Annotated in this window: 20 protein-coding genes; 16 read left to right on the forward strand and 4 right to left on the reverse strand. The window is 45.7% G+C overall.

Annotated features, from left to right (window positions below; all coding sequences use genetic code 11):
* The first annotated feature begins 219 nt into the window (after positions 1 to 219).
* The 12 genes from gmk (at position 220) to MADE_RS00800 (ending at position 12,935) form a co-directional block, all read left to right on the forward strand.
* Positions 220 to 861, forward strand: coding sequence for a guanylate kinase (gmk, locus tag MADE_RS00745; RefSeq protein ID WP_023559475.1), 642 nt, complete (start codon positions 220 to 222; stop codon positions 859 to 861).
* A 170-nt stretch (positions 862 to 1,031) separates the two neighbouring features.
* Positions 1,032 to 1,304, forward strand: a complete 273-nt coding sequence (rpoZ, locus tag MADE_RS00750; protein ID WP_012516676.1) for a DNA-directed RNA polymerase subunit omega — start codon at positions 1,032 to 1,034, stop codon at positions 1,302 to 1,304.
* Positions 1,305 to 1,447: 143 nt separating this feature from the next.
* Complete coding sequence (spoT, locus tag MADE_RS00755) at positions 1,448 to 3,559, forward strand: bifunctional GTP diphosphokinase/guanosine-3',5'-bis pyrophosphate 3'-pyrophosphohydrolase (RefSeq protein ID WP_012516677.1); 2,112 nt, start codon at positions 1,448 to 1,450, stop codon at positions 3,557 to 3,559.
* 24 nt (positions 3,560 to 3,583) lie between these two features.
* The gene (locus tag MADE_RS00760) at positions 3,584 to 3,970 is read left to right on the forward strand and encodes a RidA family protein (protein WP_012516678.1); all 387 of its coding nucleotides are present in this window, start codon (positions 3,584 to 3,586) and stop codon (positions 3,968 to 3,970) included.
* Between the two features lie 3 nt (positions 3,971 to 3,973).
* Positions 3,974 to 4,681, forward strand: coding sequence for a tRNA (guanosine(18)-2'-O)-methyltransferase TrmH (gene trmH, locus MADE_RS00765; RefSeq protein ID WP_012516679.1), 708 nt, complete (start codon positions 3,974 to 3,976; stop codon positions 4,679 to 4,681).
* 174 nt (positions 4,682 to 4,855) lie between these two features.
* A complete protein-coding gene (gene recG / locus MADE_RS00770; RefSeq protein WP_012516680.1) occupies positions 4,856 to 6,928 on the forward strand; it encodes an ATP-dependent DNA helicase RecG in 2,073 nt (690 codons plus the stop codon).
* Positions 6,921 to 7,697: a class I SAM-dependent methyltransferase gene (locus MADE_RS00775; protein WP_012516681.1), complete on the forward strand. Its 777-nt coding sequence runs from the start codon at positions 6,921 to 6,923 to the stop codon at positions 7,695 to 7,697. The genes recG and MADE_RS00775 overlap by 8 nt, the downstream gene beginning before the upstream one ends.
* A gap of 9 nt (positions 7,698 to 7,706) precedes the next feature.
* Entirely contained in the window at positions 7,707 to 8,180 is a 474-nt protein-coding gene (locus tag MADE_RS00780; protein WP_012516682.1) for a peroxiredoxin, read from the forward strand.
* A gap of 347 nt (positions 8,181 to 8,527) precedes the next feature.
* A complete protein-coding gene (locus MADE_RS00785) occupies positions 8,528 to 9,337 on the forward strand; it encodes a hypothetical protein (RefSeq protein ID WP_012516683.1) in 810 nt (269 codons plus the stop codon).
* A 9-nt stretch (positions 9,338 to 9,346) separates the two neighbouring features.
* On the forward strand, positions 9,347 to 10,381 hold the full coding sequence (locus tag MADE_RS00790) for an extracellular solute-binding protein (RefSeq protein ID WP_012516684.1): 1,035 nt from the start codon (positions 9,347 to 9,349) through the stop codon (positions 10,379 to 10,381).
* Complete coding sequence (locus MADE_RS00795) at positions 10,378 to 11,901, forward strand: ABC transporter permease (protein WP_012516685.1); 1,524 nt, start codon at positions 10,378 to 10,380, stop codon at positions 11,899 to 11,901. The genes MADE_RS00790 and MADE_RS00795 overlap by 4 nt, the downstream gene beginning before the upstream one ends.
* Entirely contained in the window at positions 11,901 to 12,935 is a 1,035-nt protein-coding gene (locus MADE_RS00800; RefSeq protein WP_012516686.1) for an ABC transporter ATP-binding protein, read from the forward strand. The genes MADE_RS00795 and MADE_RS00800 overlap by 1 nt, the downstream gene beginning before the upstream one ends.
* Positions 12,936 to 13,049: 114 nt before the next feature.
* Here the strand turns inward: MADE_RS00800 and MADE_RS00805 are convergent, their stop codons facing one another.
* Positions 13,050 to 13,880, reverse strand: a complete 831-nt coding sequence (locus MADE_RS00805; protein ID WP_012516687.1) for a mechanosensitive ion channel family protein — start codon at positions 13,878 to 13,880, stop codon at positions 13,050 to 13,052.
* Between the two features lie 280 nt (positions 13,881 to 14,160).
* On the opposite strand from MADE_RS00805, the gene MADE_RS00810 reads away from it, so the two are divergent.
* Entirely contained in the window at positions 14,161 to 15,342 is a 1,182-nt protein-coding gene (locus MADE_RS00810) for a BaiN/RdsA family NAD(P)/FAD-dependent oxidoreductase (RefSeq protein ID WP_012516688.1), read from the forward strand.
* 150 nt (positions 15,343 to 15,492) lie between these two features.
* Here MADE_RS00810 and MADE_RS20545 read toward each other — a convergent pair whose 3' ends face one another.
* The gene (locus MADE_RS20545) at positions 15,493 to 15,669 is read right to left on the reverse strand and encodes a hypothetical protein (protein ID WP_158318437.1); all 177 of its coding nucleotides are present in this window, start codon (positions 15,667 to 15,669) and stop codon (positions 15,493 to 15,495) included.
* A gap of 441 nt (positions 15,670 to 16,110) precedes the next feature.
* On the opposite strand from MADE_RS20545, the gene MADE_RS00815 reads away from it, so the two are divergent.
* The gene (locus tag MADE_RS00815; protein ID WP_012516689.1) at positions 16,111 to 17,145 is read left to right on the forward strand and encodes an Abi family protein; all 1,035 of its coding nucleotides are present in this window, start codon (positions 16,111 to 16,113) and stop codon (positions 17,143 to 17,145) included.
* Between the two features lie 47 nt (positions 17,146 to 17,192).
* Here the strand turns inward: MADE_RS00815 and MADE_RS19940 are convergent, their stop codons facing one another.
* On the reverse strand, positions 17,193 to 17,792 hold the full coding sequence (locus MADE_RS19940) for an HNH endonuclease (RefSeq protein WP_012516690.1): 600 nt from the start codon (positions 17,790 to 17,792) through the stop codon (positions 17,193 to 17,195).
* Positions 17,793 to 19,025: 1,233 nt separating this feature from the next.
* On the opposite strand from MADE_RS19940, the gene MADE_RS00830 reads away from it, so the two are divergent.
* Complete coding sequence (locus tag MADE_RS00830) at positions 19,026 to 20,054, forward strand: Abi family protein (RefSeq protein ID WP_012516693.1); 1,029 nt, start codon at positions 19,026 to 19,028, stop codon at positions 20,052 to 20,054.
* 125 nt (positions 20,055 to 20,179) lie between these two features.
* Here the strand turns inward: MADE_RS00830 and MADE_RS00835 are convergent, their stop codons facing one another.
* Positions 20,180 to 20,647, reverse strand: a complete 468-nt coding sequence (locus MADE_RS00835) for a hypothetical protein (RefSeq protein WP_012516694.1) — start codon at positions 20,645 to 20,647, stop codon at positions 20,180 to 20,182.
* Positions 20,648 to 20,986: 339 nt separating this feature from the next.
* On the opposite strand from MADE_RS00835, the gene MADE_RS00840 reads away from it, so the two are divergent.
* Positions 20,987 to 22,621 (forward strand): IS1634 family transposase, encoded by a 1,635-nt coding sequence (locus MADE_RS00840; RefSeq protein ID WP_012516695.1) that lies wholly within the window; start codon positions 20,987 to 20,989, stop codon positions 22,619 to 22,621.
* The last annotated feature ends 157 nt before the right edge of the window (positions 22,622 to 22,778 follow it).

A 22,778-nucleotide genomic window follows, 5' to 3' on the forward strand; every position in this document is an offset into this window, starting at 1 on the left:
TTTCGCAAGAATGGTGGGGGGTCAGAGTACTTTTTCTGCCCCACCATTCTTAGAAACTTATTATTGTTATGTATTTTGCTAACGCCGATCGGCAACTTAAATACAGGTCATCATCGATCATCAATGCATAAACCAGATAATCACAGTTACGGCGCAAGGGCTTAATATGCTATCATTGCTACTTGAAATCACCACATCTTGATAAACTTTTAATATCCTATGGCTTCACTACTTGGCAATTTATTTATACTTGCAGCTCCTTCAGGGGCGGGAAAATCTAGCCTTATAAAGGCGCTAATGGAAAAGTACGAAGGTAATGAAACTACGCCTATGCAGGTGTCGGTATCTCATACCACGCGTCAGCCTCGTCCGGGTGAAGTAGACGGCGTACACTACCACTTTGTAAGTCGAGAGCAGTTTGAAGCGCTTATCGAACAAGGCGTATTTTTTGAGTACGCAGAGGTGTTCGGCAATTATTACGGCACATCACGGGTTACCATTGAACAAACCCTTCACCGCGGAATTGATGTGTTTTTGGATATCGATTGGCAAGGTGCTCGCCAAGTCAAAAAGCTTATGCCAGATACCTGTGGTATTTTCATTCTTCCTCCGTCGCTAGATGTTCTTGAGCAGCGTTTAAATAACCGCGGTCAGGACAGTGAAGAAGTCATTGCTGGGCGCATGGCACAAGCGGTGGCGGAAATGTCACACTTTAGTGAGTTCGATAGCGTAATTGTTAACGATGACTTTGCCACAGCACTAGGTGACTTAGAAGCGATAGTGACTGCGCAGCGTCTTCGTACGATGAAACAACAAATGCGTCATCAGGTGCTATTGGACGAATTGCTTGGTAGCGCGTAAGCTTATCAGCATAGACAAATGTTTTAGTTTAAAGGCAGACGATCAGCACATAGCTATAACGATCTGACTGCTTCAAATTCAAACAAAATACTAGGATCGCGCGGTGTATTTGTGTATACTACGCGGCCGTTTTTTGAATAACTTGCTCAACCTAATTTTCGGAGAAATACATGGCTCGCGTAACTGTAGAAGATGCCGTAGATAAAATTGGTAACCGCTTTGACCTAGTGCTTGTTGCTGCACGCCGTGCACGTCAAATTGCCACTGAAGGCAAAGATCCTATGGTTGACGTTCAAAACGACAAGCCAACTGTGACAGCACTTCGTGAAATTGAAGAAGGTTTAGTAACGGCTGCTACGCTTGAACAAGCAGACCTTCAAGCGCAAGAACAGCAAGAACACGCTGAATTTGCGTCTGTTGCAAATATTTTATCTGATCAGTAAAACCCGCTTTTAAGGGCTTTTATCAGTTATTTGGCGCCAGTGCTTTGAAAAAAGCACTGGCGCTTTAGTTTTGGTGTATTGGCTTCTAGCACAATTAAACGTATTCTTAGTGGTGTAACGTTATATAAGGGTCGCGCTTCACTGTGTATTTGTTTGAAGGTTTAAAGCAGAAAGTTTTAGAGTATTTATCAGCCGACCGTGTTCAGCTGGTGCAAGATGCTTTTGTTCTCGCTCAAGAGGCCCATGACGGCCAAATGCGCTCCAGCGGCGATCCGTATATCACTCACCCGGTAGCGGTGGCAGGCATTCTTGCCGATATGCACCTTGATCATGAAACGATCATGGCGGCACTGCTTCACGATGTCATAGAAGATACCCATTATAGCCAAGAAGACCTTGCCGAGGCCTTTGGCGATACGGTTGCTGAGCTGGTAGAAGGGGTCAGTAAACTCGACAAGCTTGCCTTTAGCACCAAACAAGAAGCCCAGGCGGAAAACTTCCGCAAAATGATGATGGCCATGGTGCAAGACATCCGAGTTATCCTCATTAAACTGGCCGATCGCACACATAACATGCGTACGCTAGGCTCTCTGCGCCCTGATAAGCGCCGCCGCATTGCCCTAGAAACGCTAGAGATTTACGCCCCTATAGCTCATCGCTTGGGTATTCACGATATTAAAAACGAGCTGGAAGATTTAGGTTTCCAAGCCATGTACCCCATGCGCCATCGCGCATTGAAATCGGCGGTACGCCAAGCCCGTGGTAATCGCAAAGAGATTATCGAGAATATTCGTGGAGAACTGAATACGCGTCTAGATGCCTACGAAATAACATCAAACGTGATAGGCAGAGAAAAACACCTGTACTCCATTTACCGCAAAATGAAAAACAAAGAACTGATGTTCAACGAGGTAATGGATATTTATGCGTTTCGCATTGTGGTGAGTTCGGTAGACAACTGCTACCGCGCACTAGGCGCTATGCACGGGCTATACAAGCCTATTGAAAACCGTTTTAAAGACTATATCGCTATTCCGCGTACTAACGGCTACCAGTCGTTACATACATCGCTGATTGGCCCGCATGGTATTCCTGTTGAAATTCAAATTCGAACACAGGAAATGGACCAAATGGCGGATAAAGGGGTAGCAGCACACTGGCTTTACAAGGAGCCGGGTGACAACGGTACTACTGCACAGCTTCGTGCACGTAAGTGGATGCAAAGCTTGTTAGAACTGCAGCAGTCGGCAAGCTCGTCGTTTGAATTCATCGAGTCGGTCAAAACCGACCTTTTCCCTGATGAAATTTACGTGTTTACGCCAGACGGACGTATTATAGAACTACCTACAGGCGCAACGGCCGTGGATTTTGCCTACGCCGTACACTCTGACGTGGGCAACACGTGCGTAGGTGTGCGCGTTGAACGGCGCAACTTCAGCTTAAGTAAGCCGCTGCAAAATGGGCAAACCGTCGAGATTATTACCTCTCCAAAAGCGAAGCCGAATGCGAATTGGCTCAATTTTGTGGTGAGTGCTCGCGCGCGTACCCGTATTCGCCAGTATCTGCGTAAACAGCATTCACAAGAAGCGGTGAACATGGGTAATCGTCTACTTCGTCATGCGTTAGGTAGCGTGAAACTCGATGATATTCCAAATGCAGATATAGAACGGGTTGTAGCAGAAACTAAGCATGCAAACTTCGACGACTTGCTAGTAGACATTGGCCTTGGCAACGAACTAAGCGCTATTGTTGCTCGCCGTTTGTTAGGCGAAAGCACCACTGATTTGTCAGACAAAAAGGGCAATGTGGCTATTCGCGGTACAGAAGGCCTGCTTGTGCACTACTCTCGTTGTTGCCACCCTATTCCTGATGATGAAATTGTGGCGGTATTAAGCCCGGGGCGCGGTATGACCATTCATCAGATTGGTTGTAATAACATTCGCAAACTCACCCGTGAAGAGCCGCAACGTGTGCTGCCCATGCAGTGGGACGACAACCCGCAGGGTGAATTCAAAGCGTCGTTACGCATTGAATTAATTAACCATCAGGGCACACTGGCAACTTTAACGAACACCATTTCAGGCTGCGATTCCAACATCATTGGTCTGCAAACTGAAGAGAAAGAGAGTAATATCTACTTTATTGACCTAGAACTTACCACACACAACCGTGTGCACTTGGCCCGCGTAATGAAGAAAATACGCACCATGCCGGAAGTTCAGAAAGTGTCTCGTCATAGTCAATCACGACACTAATTACTACAAAATTTAGGAACTACTATGTCTAAGTCTATTATTCAGACCGATAAGGCACCTGCTGCTATTGGTACTTACAGCCAAGCAGTTAAAGCAGGCACTACCGTTTATCTTTCTGGTCAAATCCCTCTAGTTGCTGAAACCATGGAAATGGTGTCGGACGACTTTGAAGCGCAAGCCGTACAGGTATTTGAGAATATTAAAGCTGTGTGTGAAGCTGCAGGCGGCACCACCAACGACCTAGTGAAAGTTAACATTTTCCTTATCGACCTAGGTCACTTTGCGACGGTTAACGAAATAATGAGCCGTTACTTCACTAAGCCTTATCCAGCACGTGCTGCCGTTCAGGTATCTGCACTGCCTAAGGGCGCACAAATTGAAATTGATGGTGTAATGGAACTGCCGGAGTAAGTCATGTCACCTGAGCGTTACCAGCGCATTAGAGATGTGTTGGAAAAAAGGCAAACCGACCTTACGGTATGCCTTGAAAATGTGCATAAGCCCCATAATGTTTCTGCCATAGTGCGAACCTGTGATGCCGTGGGTATTCACAGGGTTCACACCGTATGGGAAAAGAAATATCAGTTTCGTCGCGGTACGGCAATGGGCAGTCAGCAGTGGGTGCGCCAGACTAACCATGATGGCATTAACGATGCGATGGCTGAGCTTAAAGGTCAAGGCATGCAGGTGTTGGTTACCCATTTATCTGATACGGCGGTAGATTTTCGTGATGTGGATTACACCAAGCCGACCGCTATATTATTTGGTCAAGAAAAATACGGTGCCACTGATGAAGCCAAGGCGCTGGCCGATCAGGATATCGTCATTCCTATGATGGGCATGGTGCAGTCGCTAAACGTGTCGGTGGCCGCAGCGTTAGTGCTTTATGAAGCGCAGCGCCAGCGCACTATTGCGGGTATGTACAATACACAGCAGTTGCCGGAAGAAGAGTGCCAGGCTTTGGCATTTCAAAATGGTTATCCTCGCTTGTATAAACTCTGCCAACGCAAAGGCTTGCCACTGCCTGCGATTAACGCTATCGGTGAAGTGGATGCCGACGATAGCTGGTGGCGAGAAATGCAAATTACCAAAGCGGAAGCTGACGCATTAGAAGCAGGCTAAGTAACTGGTTTCGCTTTTAGTTTTGTTTAGGCCAGTTAAGAAAACTGGCCTAAAGCGTACTCGCCAACCCCGCAACAATCCTTTACACTTCCTTTCTAATAATACGTTGATTAACACCCGCTTGCGCCTTCCAGCGTGAAAGCAATGTAGGTTTTAAAAGAAGGATGTCGCTTGATGCAAGCACTGGCCACTACACCCATAACTGCGCTTAAAGGCGTAGGCGCAAAGGTGGCAGAAAAACTCAATAAAATAGGCTTGTTTACCCTTCAAGATATACTGTTTCACCTTCCTCATCGCTACGAAGACAGAACCCGCATTTACAGCGTGGCTGAGTGCCGCCCGTTTACCCATGTAAGCGTACAAGGCGAGGTAATGGGCGCCGACATTCAATACGGCAAAAAACGCATGCTAGTGGTAAAGCTTAGTGATGGCACAGGCACTATAACCCTAAGGTTTTTCCACTTTGGCGCCGTGCAGCGTTCTATCATGACGCCGGGCAACACGGTACGCTGTTTTGGTGAGGTGCGTACTGGCAAGTGGGGTATTGAAATGATGCACCCCGAATTCAAGCTAGTGGACGAGGACGCGCCACCGACAGAAGAATCACTGACACCGGTTTACCCCACCACAGACGGGGTTAAGCAGCTAACCCTTCGCAATTTAACCGACCAAGCGCTAAAGCTTTTGGACAAAGGGGCGCTGGCCGATTTACTGCCCGAAGGTATATACGATAATCAAATTAGCCTTAACGAAGCCCTTCATTTGGTCCATCGCCCGCCGCCAGATGTCGATGTACACGAAATGGAAGAGGGGCTTCATCCTGCTCAGTATCGGTTAATTCTTGAAGAGTTGTTGTCACACCATTTAAGTGTGTTGAAAGTACGCAAGTTATCTGATGCACAGCCCGGTATTCCAATTAGTGTTAATCAGCCGCTTATCGATAAAATGCTCGCTCAGCTGCCGTTTTCACCCACTGGTGCTCAGGCAAGGGTAGTAGAAGATATTCAAAAAGATATGCAGCACGCACGGCCTATGATGCGCCTGGTACAAGGCGACGTAGGTTCGGGCAAAACTTTAGTAGCGGCATTGGCTGCACTATCCGCCATTGGTGCCGGGCATCAGGTAGCGTTAATGGCGCCGACAGAACTGTTGGCGGAACAGCACGCGAATAACTTTCGCGGTTGGTTAGAGCCACTCGGTATAGAAGTTGGTTGGCTTGCTGGAAAGCTAAAAGGCAAGGCCCGCAATGAGGTTTTAGCGCGCTTAGAAGCCGGTGACATTCAAATGTTGGTGGGCACTCACGCTATTTTCCAAGAAAGCGTGACCTACCAGCAGCTAGCGCTGGTTATTGTGGATGAGCAGCACCGCTTTGGTGTACATCAGCGTTTGGCTTTGCGCGATAAAGGCGAGCAACAAGGCCGCTATCCGCACCAGTTGATCATGACGGCAACGCCTATTCCAAGAACGCTGGCCATGACAGCCTATGCCGATTTAGATACCTCGGTCATAGACGAACTGCCACCGGGCAGAACGCCGGTACAAACCGTGGTGCTCCCTGATACACGCAGAGCGGATGTGATAGAGCGCGTGCGCCAAGCGTGTAAAGATAACGGCCGCCAAGCCTATTGGGTGTGTACGCTTATTGACGAGTCCGAAGTGTTGGAGTGTCAGGCCGCTGAAGACGCAGCGGTTACCCTGCGTACCGCGCTGCCAGACTTACAAGTAGGCTTAGTACACGGGCGGTTAAAGCCCGCTGAAAAAGCGCAGGTTATGGCTGATTTTAAAGACGGTAAGCTTGATTTACTGGTGGCAACGACGGTTATTGAAGTAGGCGTAGATGTGCCTAACGCTAGCATTATGATTATTGAAAACCCTGAGCGTTTGGGCTTAGCCCAGCTCCACCAGTTACGTGGCCGAGTAGGGCGGGGAGCGGTAGAAAGTCAGTGCGTACTTATGTATCAAAGCCCCTTATCTAAAACGGCGACCCAGCGCTTAGGGGTACTGCGTGAGTCGAACGATGGGTTTTACATCGCACAGCGCGACTTAGAAATTCGCGGGCCGGGGGAATTCATGGGTACGAAACAAACCGGAATGGCTGAACTTAAAATAGCAGATCTTGTACGCGACGCCGCCCTTATTCCAAAAGTTCAAGAAATTGCCTATACCCTTTGGGATAAATACCCGTCTCACGCCCAAGCAATCATCAATAGATGGATAGGGCATAAGGAGCAATACGGCCATGCTTAACAGTGTGCCTTTAGTTATCGCACAACACAGTACTCAAGATGATACTTCACTACTAAATAGTATTGGGAATAAGTGGGGCTTCCCCGTTGTTTCTCACAGCGAAAAGCCTGCCGAAGGGTTTTATCTTCAGATACAAAATGGTGTGTTGGGCCTTGCTGATGCAAGCGAGAAAAAAGTGCTGCCGGTTGAGGTTGATTTTGCTTCACCGGCCAGTTTGTATCGCAAACAACACGGCGGCGGACGTAAAGAGCCTATTGTTAAGGCGATTGGCCTTAAAGGTAATGAAGGCTGGCATGTCGTGGATGCCACACCTGGGCTAGGTCGTGATGCGTTCGTTTTAGTAAGCGTTGGCTGTAAAGTAACTATGATAGAGCGTTCGCCGATTGTGGCCGCGCTGCTTGAAGACGGCATACGCCGTTTAGCGCTTAGTTTTCCCGAACTTGCAGCTAAAATGTCGCTTCAACATGGAAATAGCGCTGAGGTAATGCAATACTTCACTGGTGAGAATGTGAACGCTATTTATTTAGACCCCATGTTCCCACATAAAAAGAAGTCAGCCTTGGTGAAAAAGGAAATGCGGCTGTTTCAGCAACTGCTTGGGCATGATCCCGATGCCGATGCGCTGTTACCGCCAGCACTTAAGCTAGCTACGCACCGGGTAGTCGTTAAACGCCCAAATAGTGCAGACGTGCTGGCAGGAGAAAAACCATCAATGGCAATAGAAAGTAAAAAACATAGATTTGATGTGTATTTGTGTCAAAAACCCTAGGAGAGCAACATGATACAAGTTGGTAGCACCTTGCCCGAGGTGGATTTCGGTCTTTTAGTCGATGGAGAAATGACAAACCCAGGCACTAATGAACTTTTCTCGGACAAGCGCGTTGTGTTGTTTGCAGTACCAGGGGCGTTCACGCCAACCTGTTCACAGGCTCATTTGCCGGGCTATGTGGCACTAGCAGACAAAATTAAAGCGAAAGGTATTGATAGCATTATCTGTCTTTCTGTAAACGATGCGTTTGTTATGGATGCATGGGGTAAGGCTAATAATGCAGAAGAAATTATTATGCTAGCCGATGGGAATGGTCATTTCACAAAGCAAATTGGCTTGGATATGAATACCAGTAACTTCGGTGGCTTGCGTTCATTGCGTTATTCAATGTTAATTGAAGACGGTGAAGTGAAGAAAATAAACGTAGAAGACCCGGGTCGCTTTGATGTGAGCGATGCGCAAAGCATGCTAGATAGCTTGTAAATACGTTTCATCACCAAACGTTTCGTTCAAAAGCCCGCAACCATTGTTGCGGGCTTTTTTCTTTTAGCTTTTTGTGAACATTCATTAATTTATATATGCGTATACTTGCCCGTGATTTTCATTAAAATGTAACCCAACTATGATCTGACAGTTTGCTAATTGCGTTGAATATCAATGTGTTCAGCAAAGGTTAATGAACTAATATGCAATATTCTGTATCGAAAATGCAGAAAAATGAAGGGTTAACGTACTGCGTTACGTAGCATGTAGCCTCGTTTAGTTACCTTTACTTGCTTAATGATAATAAGTATCATTTGCGCATTAAGGCAAATGTTTTAGGAATAATGATGACAATAACACTGAAAAAAATGGGGGCGTTGGTGCTGGCCTCTGCCGTAACGTTCTCTATGCTATCGTCTCAAGCGCTTGCGAACGGGTCTATTGGCGATCACGTTAACAACCTTCATGCCCATATCGGTGAGTACACCGAAGAGGTGCACTGGCTAGAAAGCAAGTTTGGCAGTGTTGTTGATGCGTACGAAGCAAAAGACAAATCGTTAAAAACAGACGCGTTAATCGAGTACTGGGAAGAAGTGGACTTTCACTCTGCCATTGAAACCCAATATGTGCCTATTTACGCGTCTATTTGGCAGGGCATTTACGGCGTAAAAGTCGCCATTGATGAAGGCAAGCCAGTTGCAGATGTACGCGTTGAGCAAGAGAAGCTAAATCATGCCTTGTGGCAGGCGCTAGGCGCAGTTAAACTTGCGTCCCAGTACCAAAAGAAAGGTCTGGTTAACAAGGTTCAAACGACTGAAAAAGAGCCGACAACTGGCCCTGAAGTCATCGACGATATTAAAACCCGTCTTGATCGCGTGGTAGCTAAATATGCAGAACAGCTACACGAAGTGGCAACTACGCTTGTTCACGACACCTATCTACAGCGTTTTGAAGGCGTAGAAGGTGATTTGATTGCCAAAGACGCAGCCTTGGTTGAAGACCTAGAGAAAGACTTTAACGTTACGCTTCCTCAAGCCATTTCGAAAGATACTGGCGTAGACGCAGTTCGCAAGGTAGTGGAGTCAATGCAGGCTAAGCTTGACCGCGCTCGCGCACTTTTAGTTGAAGTAGAGCAAAGTCGTAAAGACGTTTTTTAAGGAAGGTGTATGCAACGTAGAACATTCTTACAAGGCTTAGCTGCAGCCGGTGCTTTATCTGGCTTGCCGCTAGGCTTTGCAAACGCTATGACACAAACCGGTAGTGTGTCAGTAGAATCCCTGCCTAAATTAGAAGGTGATCTCACCTTGTACTTGGGGCGCGGTGAAGGCGGCTTGTATGAGAATGTTCTTAAAGCCATTGAAAAGCGCAACCCGAAGTTAAATTTAAAGGTAAGACGTGGTGGCTCAGCAGCATTGGCGAACACGATTGTGGCTGAAACCAAAGCGGGCGTTAAACGCGCAGACCTTTTCTGGGCAGTAGATACTGGCTCAATTGGTGTGGTGACGGACATCGGTGCCGCCAAGCCATTACCTAACGATTTAACGGCACAGCTTCGTGAAGATTTTCAATATCCCAGCTGGTCGCCGGTAACGGGCCGAGTACGTACGCTGCCATATAACACCGAGCGCGTTAAGCCAGAGCAGATACCCGAAAGCGTAATGGCGCTTGCTGATAGCGACCTAAAAATAGGTTGGGCACCCGCTTATTCGTCGTTCCAATCTTTTGTTACTGCTATGCGTATTTTAGAGGGTGATAAAGCGACAAAGTCGTGGCTTAAAGGCATCAATAAGCATTCTAAAAAGTATGCGGGCGAACTTGGCGTGGTAATGGGCGTTGAGCGTGGCGAAGTGGATATTGGTTTTGCTAATCACTATTACACGCTGCGCCTTAAATCAGGCAAGCCCGATGCGAATGTAGCGCTAGCTTACACTAAAGGCGATGCCGGTTGCTTAGTGAATGCGTCTGGTATTGTGGCATTAAGCGAAGGCGACTTACCGGTTAACTTTATTCGTTACTTACTGTCGCAGGAAGTGCAGTCGTATCTTGCTCGTGAAGCCTACGAAATACCGCTTGTTCAGGGCGTCGACCAGCCGCAAGGCTTAGCAAGTTTGAGCACGCTTTCGCCGCCTGAAATGGACCTTCGTAAGCTGGCTGATTTACGCCCCACACTTAACCTTATGAGGGAAGTTGGCGTACTGTGACAAACTGGCCAAAGTCGTATCCACTGGCACTGCTTATTGCGCTGATGGCTTTATTGCCCGTCGGTGTTTTATTTTCTTTAGCCCAAGACAGTGCGCAACTTTTCGATACCCATAATCTTCGTGTTCTAGGTAACACGGTTTCACTGGTGGTACTTACCATTATTGGTTCGGTGCTAATTGGTGTGCCGCTTGCCTTTCTCACTGCCTATGTGCAAATGCCGTTTAAGCGCTTTTGGTTAATTTTACTTGCCGCGCCACTGGCACTACCCAGTTATATTGGCGCGTTTGCTATGTACTTCTCATTTGGCAGAGGCGGTGAAATAGAAAATATATTAGGTATTACCACGCCGTCCATCAGCGGATTGTGGGGCTCTGCGTTAGTGATGAGTCTTTACACTTACCCCTTTGTGATGATGACTACCCGTTCTAGCCTGTTAAGCTTAGATGCAAGCTTGGTGAATGCGGCTCGCACGTTAGGGCTCTCATTAGGCGCTAGCCTATGGCGTGTTGTGCTACCGCGCGTGGTAAATAGCGTAGCGGCAGGCGCTTTACTTGCTGCGCTTTATGCACTATCTGACTTTGGCACGCCGGCCATTATGGGCTTTGACACTTTCACCCGCGTTATTTTTGTTGAATACAATGCCTTTGGCTTGAGTCAGGCGGCGATGCTGAGCTTACAGCTTATGGTTATTGTCGGGCTAATTCTATTTATTGAAAGCCGCATCAGCGGCGCCTCAGAGCGTCCCGGCAGGCATTTATCACTCTTTCCTGGACGATGGCAGCGCAACCTTATGTTGCTCGCTACTATGCCGATAGTGCTGTTAGCTATAGTGCTTCCGTTAGCCATTTTTACCCTTTGGTTAATACGTGAAGGCACTAGGGGGTTCGAGTTAAGCTACGCATGGAACTCTGCTCACGCGTCTTTTATTGCCGCGGTTGTTGCGGTATTGCTGGCTATTCCAGTTGCCCATGCCGCTATTGCGGGTAAGGCAGGGCGCGTTATGGAGCGTATTACTTATTTTGGTTTTGGTGTACCCGGTATCGTTATGGGAACGGCGCTGGTATACGTAGGGCTTAAATATTTACCTGCGCTATATCAAACGTTAAGTTTATTGGTAATGGCCTATGTGCTGCGTTTTATTCCACTTGCGGTGGGTAGCGTAAGAAGTACAGCAGAGAATATCGACTCTGGTTTGGTGAAGGCGGCCCGCGTGCTAGGCGCAAGTCCTCGCGAGGCATTTATGCGTATTACGTTACCGTTAACCCTTCGTGGTATGATAGCGGGCGCAGCCTTGGTGTTCTTAGAGGCAATGCGAGAACTTCCCGCTACTTTAATGCTTGGGCCAACGGGGTTTGAAACCTTAGCCACTTACATGTGGCGTGTGTATGAAGCCGGTTATTTTGGTCGTGCCGCCGTACCGGGGTTATTATTAGTTTTATTATCAGGCGTGGGGTTAATTCTCATGCTGTCGGGCGAGAAAAAAGCCCAATTTACCGTTACCGAGGATGAGCGTTCGTAATGCTAAGTGTAAGTAATTTGTCAGTGAATTATGGGTCTACCCGCGTAGTCGACAAGTTAAATCTAGAACTGGGGCAAGACGAAATTCTCATGTTGGTTGGGCCGACAGGGTGCGGTAAAACCACAATCTTACAAGCGCTCGCGGGGCTTATTCCTATTTCTGAAGGCACCATGCGTTTAGGTAAATGGGAAAGTAGTGCAAATAAGCACATTCCGCCTGAAAAACGCAACGTGGGTATGGTGTTTCAAGATTTTGCACTTTTTCCTCACTTAACTGTTCAGCAAAACGTGTGCTTTCGTTTAAAAGATACATCCCTTGCCGATCACTGGCTTACCTTACTCGGCCTAGATAATTTCCGCGATGTTAAGCCAGCGCGACTTTCCGGCGGTCAGAAGCAGCGCGTAGCCTTGGCGAGAACCTTAGCCCACGAACCGGCCTATGTATTACTTGATGAACCGCTTTCAAACCTAGATGCCGCGTTAAAAGACAGCCTGCGTTGGGAAATTCGCGATGCGCTTAAGAAAGCGGGTGTGCCCGCTATCTGGGTTACCCACGACCAAGAAGAAGCGCTTAGCGTCGGTGATAGGGTAGGTATTTTAAATAAAGGCGTGTTAGAGCAGTTAGACACCCCGGAAGCCTGTTATTCATCACCTGCCAGCCGTTTTGTTGCGCGCTTTATGGGCGAAGCAAGCTTCTTGAGCGCAACATTTGATGCTAGTGAAGCAGATACAGACAAAACGGTCGTTACTGAAATTGGCAAGGTGCCAGGCACGCCGCTTCAAGGTGCTAACGGTAATGTAGATTTACTCGTGCGCCCTGACGATTTAAGCCTAGATGCCACGGTTAGTGAGACCAATTGTACGGTTGAATGGGTGCGCTATGAAGGCGAAAGCCGATTGTATGCGGTTATGCTAGATAGCGGTGATGAACTTAAAGTACGTGTAAGCCACGAAAACGCGATTAAGCCCAGTACCCGCGCTTTTGTTCAGTTAATTACTACGCACCCGCTAGCCGTGTTTCCTAAAAACGTTTAGCAGCGCTTCTTTAAATAAGCGTAGCGCTCAATAACTGGCTTAAAAACAGAATATAACAAGGGCAGCCGTTTGGCTGCCCTTTCACTAACTAAGACATTCTTTATAACATACGCACTATGCGTTTTCGTTAACCACAATGACTTTGCGATGCGGGAATGGAATTTCGATGTTCGCTTCATCTAGCGCTTTCTTAATTTGCTCAGGTACTGAGAAAAGAATGTTGAAATAGTGCTCGCCGTGACAAAACGGCCGAACAATAAAGTCTACAGAACTGTCGTTAAGCGTAGATACTTCTACAAATGGCGCAGGGTCTTTAAGTACATGCGGGTGGTTTGCTAATACTTTGTCGATAACCGCGCGAGCAGCATCAATGTTTTCGTTGTAAGCAATACCAAACGTCATATCTACACCACGAATTTCATGGTGCGAGTGGTTAACGATTTGCTCGCCCCAAATTTGGCTATTTGGAATGATAATTTGCTTATTGTCGAAGGTTTGCAAGATAGTCGTGAATAAGTCTATCTCGGTAACTTTACCAAATTTACCTGCTGCATCGACAAAGTCATTCACTTTATAAGGGCGGAAGATAAGTAACATAACCCCAGCCGCTAAATTAGACAGCGTTCCCTGAAGGGCAAGGCCAATAGCTAAGCCAGCTGCTCCTAAAAGTGCGATGATAGAAGCGGTTTGCACACCGAAGCGGTTAAGAACAGCAATACCTACAAAGGCCAAGATGGTATAACGCGCTACACTGCCAAAAAACTTAAATAACGTATCATCAAGCTGAGGGTGGCTGCTAGCAATAGCAGCAATGGCGTTATAAACCTTACTTGCTATCCAAAGGCCAATAATAAGGATGGCTAGGGCAAGTAAAATATTGGTGGCCCATGCTAACGCAGCAGGCAGGTATTGATTAATATCGAGTGACGCTAAGAACTCTTCCATGGATACAATCCTCTGTAATTTGTGAAGTCGTCGCTATTTCGTTTGTTTGTTCAAATTGAGTTGCACCTCAATTGTGGCGCATAGTTATAAGCGAATTGATTTTTCTTTAGTATTGTTAAAAAGTATTAAAATTTATCAATGTCGACTAAAGAACAAGATTAAATTTCTCGGTAAAATAGGCTTTGCATTGTGCGGTGGGGCTTATTACGTATAATCCCGAATTCCTAATTAGCGCTGAGGCTGGCGTAAGTTATTTGGCTTGAATTAAGGTAAACCGATAGTGATAAAGCGCGATGTAATAGTGATTGGGGCCGGCGCAGCTGGGCTTTTTTGTGCAGCACAGGCAGGCGCGCGCGGACGCAGCGTAGAGGTGCTTGACCATGCCAAAAAAGTTGGGCGTAAAATTCTTATGTCGGGCGGCGGTCGTTGTAACTTTACCAATATGTATGCCGGGCCTGAAAACTTTCTATCGCAAAACCCCCATTTTTGTAAGTCGGCGCTTAGCCGCTATACCCAATGGGACTTTATCGGTTTAGTGGCCGAACATGGCATTGCCTATCATGAGAAGACATTGGGCCAATTATTTTGTGATGATAGCGCCAAAGACATCGTTGACTTACTGCTTAATGAATGTAGTAAAGCGGGCGTTACCATTACTACCCGCTGTGAAATTTTAAGCGTAGAAAAAAACGAAAGTGGGTATTCACTTACAACGTCGAGCGGCGAATATAGCTGTGAATCTTTAGTTATCGCGACGGGCGGTTTAAGCATGCCAAAGCTGGGGGCCACACCGTTTGGTTACAAAGTTGCCGAGCAATTTGGTCTTAAGGTTTTACCTACTCGGGCAGCCCTTGTTCCCTTTACCCTGCACGATAAAGACAAAGATATCTTGGCAGAACTTAGCGGTATCGCGGTAGATGTATACGCAAGCTGTAACGACACCACGTTTAAAGAAGCCATGCTGTTTACCCACCGCGGTTTAAGCGGCCCAGCCATGCTACAAATATCTAGCTACTGGGAAGCGGGTGACAGCTTAAGTATCAACACGCTTCCCAATGACGATGCCACTGCGCTTGTACAAACCGCGCGTAACGAAACGCCCGATGCCCTGCTTGCTACCTCTTTAAATAAAGTATTCCCCAAGCGCATGGTACAGAGCTTTATTGAGTATCATAACTGGCGCAATGTGCCGGTAAAACAGCTTACCCACAGCGAATGTGATGCCATTGCTGATACGTTAGAAAATTGGCAGGTGAAACCCAATGGCACCGAAGGTTACCGCACCGCAGAAGTCACCATTGGTGGGGTAGATACCAACGAGTTATCGTCTAAAACCATGATGGCCAAAAACGTGGAAGGCCTCTACTTCATTGGCGAAGTGGTAGACGTCACTGGCTGGCTAGGCGGCTTTAATTTCCAATGGGCGTGGAGCAGCGGCTGGGCAGCAGGGCAGGAGGTTTAATGTTTTCGTGGAATAGTTTCGAAGACAGTTTTGCCAATTCGAAGACAAGAAGATTTTATTTAAAGCGGTACAGCAAGCTAACTAAATAAGAAATATAAGAATATTTTTGTCTTCGATTCTTGGTTCGTTGATACCGCTCCATATGAAACGTTAATGTCGGAATGTTGTGGTTTTTAATGCTTCTATCTGCTCAGGGCTGAAACCACTGCGAAGTAATTCAAAATCACAGAGTTCAACAGCATGACACGTTGGGCAACCACGCGTATTGATAACCACAGCCTCGCCCGTTTTATCGGTCCCCATCCCTATGTGGTGCTGTCGTGTCATGCCAATATTCCAGAGCCTCACCTTTTCCTTTTTTACGCCTGATGCGTGATCTCAATACACTCGGCACTGGCGGTTGTGAGTTTCATATCTTTTACATTGATATTGATGAGAAAGCCGGCTTCCTACACCGCAGGTGGATCTGATAGGAAGTCACTCGTTGTGGTTTGATGAAATTGCAGAAAGGTACGAAAAATTGTATCAATGCTGAAGATAAACCTTCAGTTATCTGTATTTCACGTATTGATACATCGCCGTAGATAAAGCCTTTTAGGGACAAAGATTAACTGTTGATCTTTAAGAACATGGGTTTACCATACCCCTAAAAAGCGAAAACCCGAGAGGGACTGTTGTCTGTCTCGGGTATCTAGATAGATTGTTGAAGGCGCATGATAATAAATCAGAGGGACCGTTCAACTGCTCTAACAAGGATTCTAGTAAAATATGGCAGAAAGTCAAGTCCCGTATACCTATAACAACAGTGGCGAATTGAAGTCTAACTTATCGGAAGAACGATTTAAGCCCTTTCTGATGAAGGCAGGCTTCAATGAGGAATATGCTTTTAATCTATATTTATACAATGCAAGACTTGCTAAGTCCTTCTTGTATCCATTACACATCTTGGAAGTAACGCTTCGCAACAAGATGAGCGGTATTTTTTCTACTCTTTACGGTCCGGATTGGCCACGCTCCACCACCTTTCGAGGCGAGCTAAGTCAACAGAGCGAAGATGCGTTAGATAAGGGGATCCAGAGGGCGAAATCTCATGACACAGAAGACATCGTGGCAACCCTCACGTTTGATTTTTGGTCAAATCTTTTTCGTTCGGAGTATGACAGGCCATTTTGGCAGTCAAATATGCAAACATTACTGCCAAACACGACCAAAACACGGCATGAATTTCAGCAGCATGTCAAAGATCTGAATAGATTTAGAAATCGGGTCGCCCATCATGAGCCAATATATGGTCTAAATATTTCCAAATATCACACAGACTTACTCGACGTCATTAAGTGGATAAGCAAAGAAACGCATGACTGGACGAAGCATCATTCAACCGTCAATGGTATTTTACGTACGTCACCTAGCGCCAATGGTGAGCCGAAACCACATTTTGGCGAACGGTGTGATAACCAATTTTTGAGAGTCGACAACACCACGACACTGAACGATATCCCGAGCTGTCGATTTTATTATTATGACGGCGATGTGCCGCTGATCATTGAAAAATCGCACCTTCTCGATTTTATGCTCCGAAACAAAGAGTGTGATGGCACTTTAATGCTGGACTTAACGGAAATTACCTTTGGTGAGATCATTAGCACCCTTCAGCTGCCGTCAAACACTCAACGGTGTGGAAGTACTGAAAGTTTAATAAAAGCGAAACAGATATTTAAGCAGCGAGGCATTGATTACATCATCGTTGAAGAAGCGAGTAATGTTGTTGGCATCATAGCGAAAGCGCATAGACAATATTAATAAAGGAACGTAAGCCCAATAAAGCAACGTTCCCTTCCGTTATTCGGTTAACCAAAATGCTTTTGCCTATGACAATTGGGGCATAATGCGATTGCATTTTCCAAGGTATCTTCCCCTCCATGGGCCAACTGCTGAATGTGGTGCACTTCTAGATAAGGGGAGCCATCTTTTCTTCGCGAAAAAGGAGCAGGGTTCTTGCACGATCCACAAATGCCCTTGGCACGAAAGAGGACTTCAGCCACCACATCTGGGTTACGTTGAAGTACGCTCACTTCAACAATGGAGGTCTGTGGGATTTTAGGCGCTTTTTGCAATCGACGTTGCCGCTCTTCAGCGGAACGTTGCTGAGCACGGACAACGTCTTTCTCAAAGTCTTTGTCTATGTCAGAGAGTACCACCGCTTTTGGGGCGAGCAGTGCCGATAAAATATGCCTGACGTCGGTTGAGATAGGAGCTCTGAATGACACGCCTTGCGCACAGAAGTGGCGCTTAAAATTGCTCCAATTCTTATTCCCTCTTGTTTCATGGGGAAGTAACTCGCTAAGTACCCATTCATCCAGTGTGATTGATTTATCGGGGACGGTCTCTTCTCGGAGATGAAAGCGTAAAGGACGATTAGCGGTGGGCTCATGATATCGACCTGTCACTTCGTACAACCCACACAGTTCAAACGTGGGCTACTCTTTTAGTTTTTGAATGATAAAGACTTTATCGTTCGGTTGTACGCGTTCGTACTTCCATCGTTGCTTCTCACTCAGTCCGTAGCCCATGTCAGTGGTAAATGCTGAAGTATTTTCAGGACCATGATAAGCATAATAATAGTGAGACATAACCTCTCCATGTCAGGCGTTTTTCAACATATTGCATATTGCATCAACGCCAATGAAATTGGAAAAGCCGGAATATGCGAAAATAAAGTAAAGCGGACTATATCTTAATGTGAAAATAAACAACAGGTTGGTGGGAAATGGCTACACGTGCCGTTAAAAAAAGCAAAAAATAACGCTACCCAAGAAACGTTGCGTGAACGCGCCAAAAAGATAAGTTTTAAACGCGTCAAACATGCAGAACTGTGCTTGAAAATGTATTAAACATAATGTCTTTTACGGTTTCTTCTTTAATACCAAGTATTTTTTATCTCTTGATAAGCATGACAAGGCAAGTTTGCATACCTTAAAGTTCGTACAAACACGTCTTCGTTTTAATTTGAGATTTGTGCAAGTTTTTAAGGCGATAGCAAAACAGCTGCGTAGAAACTTTGTCTTCGTTACAGTTAAAAGAGTTCAACAGATGAAGATGTATCGAAGGCGGTCTTTCCTTTTTTCGAACTGAAAAGGCTCAAATTTTGATAGTTAAGCCTAAAATAGAGGCTGTCTTCTTTATAGCAAAGCTATTTAAAACCACCACTGCAATACCAGTTGGTTTTGTTCAAGGCCTGATGCATAGCGGTTTTCTGCGTTTAATTTACCAAATACTAATTCTACTTCTTGTTCTCAAAAAGCGCCTCTTACTATATCCCTGGACTAATCCCCTGTGAACGGCATTAGCTGACATTGACGGGCGAGCTGTACGGAATTGGGCTACGTACACTGCTTGATCATATCGCCAGGAACAAGGCTTTACGTATATAAAACCGGCTTTAAGTTCAGTATTCTTATTACTGAATAAGGATTACTGTTTTGCTCTGGTATAAAAGGGGTTATGTTGAAATTTTCGTAGTGTATTGGGTTAATACTCTAAGGAGAATAGATGAATGTGGTTGACGGGCGGTAAGCGTATCACTAATATTAAAAATAACACGCCCGCCAAGCCTCTTAACAATGCTCAAATTGTGCGGGCTTTTTTATGCCTGAATTTTACGTCATGGAAGATAAGGCATAATGAATCAATTCAACAAACCCGCGGTTAGTGTTACAGAACAAATCAGCATTCTTAAAAATCGCGGTCTAGCCATTCAATTTCCAGAGCGTGCGGAAAGATATTTAGAAGTAATAAGCTATTTTCGCCTTAGCGCATATATGCGCCCCTTCCAAAAGAATATAAACAAACGAGGTGTAGACCATCAATTCAAAGATGGAACTGAATTTAAACAAATAGTGAACTTGTACTCTTTTGATAGAGAATTGCGATTGCTCATTATGGACGCTATTGAGAGAGTAGAAGTTGCAATTCGAGCTACCTTGAACAACGTGATGGCTAACAAGTATCAAACTGATGATATATGTAGTGGTTCTCACTGGTACTTGAATAAATCATTATTTAAATCATCATATCAGCACAAACGACTGTTAAAAGAAATCGAAGACAAGCAATCAAAAGAATTCAACGATCTTCAGAGAGACGTAAAAAAGATTGAACGAACTTCAGCTGCCGCAGAAATTAAAGTACGGCGGATTGAAAGAAGAGTTAGAGAGAATTATGCCCGCTTTTACCAACATACATATGATTCGCCTCAGCTTATGCCTGGTTGGGCGATGGTAGAAGAACTAACTCTCGGGAGTATATCTCACCTATATCGGGGGCTAGCAAGAGATAGCGACCGTAAAGACATAGCTAGAAGATTTGACTTACCTCAAGAGGTTCTTGAAAGTTGGTTGCATACGCTAAACTTTGTGAGGAATTGTTGCGCACATCATAGTCGGCTTTGGAATAGAGAGTTGTCTGTTCAGCCCAAAATTCCCAATGGTGATAACTGGCAGATGCCAGATAGATTAGAGCCCAGCCAGGTTCAGCCTAAGCGTCGTATCTATATGGTGTTACTTATGTTAGGTCACCTGATGAGACAGGTTAGTCCAGATAGTCAATGGCATAAGAAAGTAAAAGCGCTGGTTACACTTCATCCCGAAATCCCAATATTTCCTATGGGCCTTCCTGATGATTGGCTTACCCACGAATTCTTCAGTAGTTAAGTACCACTAGACATCAAAACATCTTCATGAAATACAAATTTGCAAAGCCAATGAGTGAGATTAAGTAAAAATCATTCATAATAAAATATATTCGTTTTACTTATCCTCATTTGCAGCCTCTAACATTAAAACGACATACCTATCGCCAAACCCGCTACCACCGCACTTTTATGGTTTCGATGGTAGTCGTAATGAAGCTGGGGCGACACGGTAATACCAGCCATTTCAAATTCGTACAAAAGGCCTAAGCGAGCGACTTCCATTTTATGACTGCCATGAAATTCTAGGCCTGGGCCAATTTGAGCAATGAAGTGGTTAGTAATATGAAGGTCGGCAACCAGTAAGTAGGTATAGGCATCTAAGTCTTCGTATGCGTACTCTGCAACAAAGCCAACGCCTAAAAAGTCATTAAGTCTGTATTCGTAATCGATACCTAGCGTAAATGCGTTGTCGCACTCTTTTGTGTAGGTTGTGCCTACAAGCGCAGACAAATGGTGTGGTGTTGATTGCCAGTGATGAGCATTTTCTTTTGCACCAACGCCAGAGGCATAAGCTGAGGCACCCAGCAAAACGGTTGCTAAATATACTCGCATAGTCTTACTCACTTACGTTCTAATCGTGACTTCCCAGAAAGTTGTACTTCCTAGCACTCATTAAAGCGTAGGTATGATTCACGCCTCTTGCCAATGGACTTTAGTTTAACGACTTTACCAGATAGGAGGTTGATAAGGTTATAGGTTGAGCTAATTGATTAAGGTAATAGAAGTTACCGCCTATCCATACCGCTAAAGTTTCGTTAGATTTTAGTACAAGTGGTGAGCGCAAAGAGTATGAAGAAACTTAATCCGTCATTCCGCACCTAATTAACTGATTTATTTTTCTTGACACCGATCCCCCATTTTGATCTATTACTCATCTTTGGGTGCAGCAAAATGGCTATTTCTACTTCCTCCCTATCAGGGTTAACTATCAAACGCATGGACCATCTTGGTTTAGTATCCGGTATGTGTCGGGAGCTTGGTATCGCTAAGATGATTGATGCGGTTATCCCAAAAAACAATGAGCATAAGGTGACTCATGGAGAAGCCTTTGTCGCCATGCTTCTCAATGGTTTGGGTTTTCACAGTCGCACCCTACACATGTTTGCAGATTTTTTCGCTGACAAACCCACTGAACGCCTGATTGGTCCGGGTGTACAGGCCAAGCACCTAAATGATGATGTACTTGGTCGGTGTCTTGATGCCCTCTATGAAGCAGACGTGTCGTCGCTATATCAAGTCATGGCTGAGCGAGTGGTCGACACGCTGGGGTTAGCCAGTAACGCTGTGCACCTGGATATCACCAGTTTTCATGTCGATGGTGAATACGCTGTTGATGAACAAGATAGCGAGACTAAACGCATTGAGCTGGTTAAAGGTTACAGCCGGGACCACCGGCCAGAATTAAACCAGGTGATACTGGAGCTGATTTGTGAAAATCAAGCCGGTATCCCTGTCTATATGCAGGCTTTAAGTGGCAATACGAATGACCAGAAAGCTTTTGCAGAAGTCACCCGTCACCATATTCAGTGTTTAAAGGCCGCACAACAATGCCGATATTTTGTTGCCGATGCGGCGCTTTATACCGAAGAATCTATCACTGCCCTGGCAACACAGAACCAATTGTTTATCTCACGAGTCCCCATGACCATCAAAGACGCCAGGCAGCACGTAAGCAACGTGACGGAAGCCAGTCTCACTGCCATGGGTAACGGTTACCACGGTTGTTGGGTGGATGCAGACTATGCCGGAGTGAAACAGAAATGGTTGATTCTGCGCAGTGAGCAGGCGACTAAACGGGAGCAGCAGACGCTGGCCCGCAATTTACTTAAAAGCAGTGAAAAAGAGCACAAGCAATTTATTAAATTGTGTAAGCAACGCTTTGCCTGCCAGACCGATGCCGAGACGGCAATGAAAGTCTTTAGCAAGACGTTAAAAACAACCCGCATCAGTGAGTTTGACTGTATAGCCCACCCCGTGTTCTTAGGTAAAGGTCGCCCCAAAAAAGGACAACAGCCAGCATACTATGAATACCAACTCGATGGGCTGATAGCCACCTGTTTGGATAAAGTTGGAATAGCTCAGGCGCAAACCGGGATGTTTATCCTCGCAACCAATGATTGTAGCGGGGAACTCAGTATGCAGACATTGTTAGATACCTACAAATCCCAGCAACATGTTGAGCGGGGATTTCGTTTTCTCAAAAGTCCGGAATTTTTGACATCCTCACTGTTTCTAAAGAAACCGGAAAGGATTGAAGCGCTGCTCATGGTGATGACGTGCAGTCTGATGATATACGCCGCCCTTGAACACCGGATCCGAACGTCATTAAAAGAAAGACAACAATACTTCCCTGACATGAAAAAGAAACCGTCCCAGAAGCCAACGGCACGATGGGTATTTCTGTGTTTTAGTGGGATCCACGAAGTCAGCATTGGTGACTCTCCCCCCGTAATCACAGACAAACAGGAGCGCCAGCAGGTGATCATTGATGTACTTGGCACATTATACCAAGAGATTTATTCCTGAATTTGATGCGGAATGTCGGTAATAGATATGACATAGACAAATTTAATAATGCCTACACTAACATGCCCGCGATAGGAAGCCTTAGGCCTAATTAACGTTGTTTTTTCTTATAACTTTGTCGTGAAGCGGTAGTCTTGTCTATACTCGGATAGTGCGA

Origin of the sequence: Alteromonas mediterranea DE (genome assembly GCF_000020585.3) — a bacterium.
Taxonomy (GTDB): domain Bacteria; phylum Pseudomonadota; class Gammaproteobacteria; order Enterobacterales; family Alteromonadaceae; genus Alteromonas; species Alteromonas mediterranea.

Excerpts from the sequence above, each read along its gene's own strand:
- gmk (WP_023559475.1), top strand. The coding sequence starts at position 220 with ATGGCTTCACTACTTGGCAATTTATTTATACTTGCAGCTCCTTCAGGG.
- rpoZ (WP_012516676.1), top strand. The coding sequence starts at position 1,032 with ATGGCTCGCGTAACTGTAGAAGATGCCGTAGATAAAATTGGTAACCGC.
- MADE_RS00760 (WP_012516678.1), top strand. The coding sequence starts at position 3,584 with ATGTCTAAGTCTATTATTCAGACCGATAAGGCACCTGCTGCTATTGGT.
- trmH (WP_012516679.1), top strand. The coding sequence starts at position 3,974 with ATGTCACCTGAGCGTTACCAGCGCATTAGAGATGTGTTGGAAAAAAGG.
- recG (WP_012516680.1), top strand. The coding sequence starts at position 4,856 with ATGCAAGCACTGGCCACTACACCCATAACTGCGCTTAAAGGCGTAGGC.
- MADE_RS00775 (WP_012516681.1), top strand. The coding sequence starts at position 6,921 with ATGCTTAACAGTGTGCCTTTAGTTATCGCACAACACAGTACTCAAGAT.
- MADE_RS00780 (WP_012516682.1), top strand. The coding sequence starts at position 7,707 with ATGATACAAGTTGGTAGCACCTTGCCCGAGGTGGATTTCGGTCTTTTA.
- MADE_RS00785 (WP_012516683.1), top strand. The coding sequence starts at position 8,528 with ATGACAATAACACTGAAAAAAATGGGGGCGTTGGTGCTGGCCTCTGCC.
- MADE_RS00790 (WP_012516684.1), top strand. The coding sequence starts at position 9,347 with ATGCAACGTAGAACATTCTTACAAGGCTTAGCTGCAGCCGGTGCTTTA.
- MADE_RS00800 (WP_012516686.1), top strand. The coding sequence starts at position 11,901 with ATGCTAAGTGTAAGTAATTTGTCAGTGAATTATGGGTCTACCCGCGTA.
- MADE_RS00805 (WP_012516687.1), bottom strand. The coding sequence starts at position 13,880 with ATGGAAGAGTTCTTAGCGTCACTCGATATTAATCAATACCTGCCTGCT.
- MADE_RS20545 (WP_158318437.1), bottom strand. The coding sequence starts at position 15,669 with ATGACACGACAGCACCACATAGGGATGGGGACCGATAAAACGGGCGAG.
- MADE_RS00815 (WP_012516689.1), top strand. The coding sequence starts at position 16,111 with ATGGCAGAAAGTCAAGTCCCGTATACCTATAACAACAGTGGCGAATTG.
- MADE_RS00830 (WP_012516693.1), top strand. The coding sequence starts at position 19,026 with ATGAATCAATTCAACAAACCCGCGGTTAGTGTTACAGAACAAATCAGC.
- MADE_RS00835 (WP_012516694.1), bottom strand. The coding sequence starts at position 20,647 with ATGCGAGTATATTTAGCAACCGTTTTGCTGGGTGCCTCAGCTTATGCC.
- MADE_RS00840 (WP_012516695.1), top strand. The coding sequence starts at position 20,987 with ATGGCTATTTCTACTTCCTCCCTATCAGGGTTAACTATCAAACGCATG.